Raw genomic sequence first — 2101 nt, forward strand, 5'->3', positions numbered from 1 at the left:
CGATGTCGTCGGGGATCTCCGGGTCGTGCCGCAGGCGCGCGAGAGCCGCCTCGATCAGGGTGCCGGAGTACTCCTGCTTGCCGGTCAGGGCCTCGAGCAGCACGAGGCCGAGCGAGTAGACGTCGGTGGCGAAGCCGATCGGCTCGCCGGCGACCTGCTCGGGGCTGAGGTAGGCGGCCGTCCCGATGATCGTGCCGTCGTTGGTCAGGCGGGACCCGTCGACGAAGTGCGCGACGCCGAAGTCCGTCAGCTTCACGGTACGGGCGAACCCGGACGATCCCTCGTCGCTGATCAGGATGTTCGCCGGCTTGACGTCGCGGTGGACGATGCCACGCGAGTGCACGTACGCCAGGGCGTCGGCGAGCTGGGCGCCGAGGTCGGCCACCTCGTAGTTGTGCAGGGCGCCGCCCGCGAGTCGGCGCAGGAGCGTCGTGTCCGCGATGAGCTCCATCACGATGAAGCGGTGCGGGCCGTCCTCGAAGTCGTGGGTGCCGGCGTCGTACAGCGGGATGAGCCCCGGGTGCGACAGCATGCTCAGCAGCCGGATCTCGCGTTCCTGGCGGACCCGGTCGGCCGTGGTCATCGACTCGGGCGTCGCGAAGAGCTTCACCGCGACGGCGCGGTAGGTGTGCTCGTCACGTGCTTCGTAGACCGACCCCATGCCACCCGTGCCGATGAGCTTCACGAGGCGGTAGCGGCCCGCGAGGACCGTCTCCGCCCGAGTGACGTTCAGCAGGGTCATGGTTGATGTCGTTCCGTCCGAGAGCCGGGTGATCCGGGGCAGTTGCCTCCGCGGTGGCTCATCCAGCACGGTACGCGTCCCACCGGCCTTTCGGGTACGTGTTATGACATCGTGATGGGGGACATTTCTGCCGTGACTTCCCCGAGATCATGCGGATGCATCGGGGTACGTTCGGCCCTTCCACGGGTGAGCGATCACTCGACGTCGACGTCAGGAGGACGCCATGGCACTGTCGAAGGGCGAGAAGGTCCACTGGAAGACCTCGCAGGGCACCACGACCGGGAAACTGGTCGAGAAGAAGACGAAGGACTTCCAGTTCGACGGGCAGTCCTTCAAGCCGACGGACGACGACCCGTACTGGATCGTCGAGTCGGAGAAGACGGGCAAGCAGGCCGCCCACAAGGAGTCCGCACTGACGAAGGCCTGACGGCTCAGTCGCCCGCGGCCTCGGCACGACGTCGGCCGCGGGCGGTGCCGTCGGCCCGTCCGTTGCCGGTGCGTCCCGCGCGGTCGGCACGGATGCGGCGCACCCGGCGGACCACGAAGGTCACCACGACCGCGGCGATCGCCACGTAGAGGACGCGGTCGATCCACTCGGTGTACTGCTCGACCTTGTCGTACTGGGTCCCGAACGCCGCGCCGAGGAGCACCAGGGCGCTGTTCCAGATCCCGCTCGCGATGATCGTGAACACCGAGAACGTCCCGAGGTGCATCCGGTCCGCTCCGGCCGGCAGCGAGATGAGGCTGCGGACGATCGGCACGAACCGGCCGAAGAAGACCGCGCTCCGGCCGTGCCGGTGGAACCAGTCCGCCGCCGTGCGGAAGTCGTCCTCGTCGACGAGGGGCAGCTTGCCGAGCCAACGCGTCGTCCGCTCGAAGCCGATGACGGCGCCGAGCCAGTACAGCACCAGTGCGCCGAGGTAGGAGCCGAGCGTCGCGAGCAGCAGGACGAGCACGAGGTTCATCCGACCGGCTCCGGCCAGGAACCCGGCGAGCGGCAGGATCACCTCGGACGGGATCGGCGGGAAGACCGTCTCGACGAAGAGCATCAGGGCGACGCCCCACTCGCCCAGGGCGTCGATGAGCTGCAGCACCAGGCCGGACAGTCCGCCCATCTCCTGGTCGCTGGCGGAGTCGCCGGCGGCGACGGTCATGGTGTGGGCAAACGCAGCCACGGCAGTCGTCATCCACCGATCGTGCCTGAACGCCCTGTCAGGACCCGGCACGCGACCTGGACGTCAGCCGAGTCCCATGTGCGACGTCCGGACGTGGGTGAGCGAACGCGCCAGGGCACCGCGGGCGACGGCGTCGCGGCCGACCGTCGACGGGACGATCTCGACGGGGTGCCGGAGCTCGGGC

3 protein-coding genes are annotated in these 2101 nt (G+C 69.1%); 1 reads left to right on the top strand and 2 read right to left on the bottom strand.

Translation table 11 applies throughout. The features are described from left to right. The coding region (locus I5E_RS06850) for a serine/threonine-protein kinase (protein WP_022906329.1) at nt 1–742 on the bottom strand (742 nt) is incomplete at its 3' end. A 223-nt stretch (nt 743–965) separates the two neighbouring features. Between I5E_RS06850 and I5E_RS06855 the strand changes: the two genes are divergently transcribed. Next, nucleotides 966–1169 carry a DUF2945 domain-containing protein gene (locus I5E_RS06855; protein ID WP_022906330.1) on the top strand — a complete coding sequence of 68 codons (204 nt, stop codon included), beginning with the start codon at nt 966–968 and terminating at the stop codon, nt 1167–1169. A gap of 4 nt (nt 1170–1173) precedes the next feature. Here I5E_RS06855 and I5E_RS06860 read toward each other — a convergent pair whose 3' ends face one another. Then, nucleotides 1174–1929: a DedA family protein gene (locus tag I5E_RS06860; RefSeq protein ID WP_148286888.1), complete on the bottom strand. Its 756-nt coding sequence runs from the start codon at nt 1927–1929 to the stop codon at nt 1174–1176. Between the last annotated feature and the right edge of the window lie 172 nt (nt 1930–2101).

It is taken from the genome of Curtobacterium sp. B18 (genome assembly GCF_000333375.1).
Taxonomy (GTDB): domain Bacteria; phylum Actinomycetota; class Actinomycetes; order Actinomycetales; family Microbacteriaceae; genus Curtobacterium.

Coding starts and splice junctions, on each gene's coding strand:
- I5E_RS06860 (WP_148286888.1), bottom strand. CDS start 1,929: ATGACGACTGCCGTGGCTGCGTTTGCCCACACCATGACCGTCGCCGCC.
- I5E_RS06855 (WP_022906330.1), top strand. CDS start 966: ATGGCACTGTCGAAGGGCGAGAAGGTCCACTGGAAGACCTCGCAGGGC.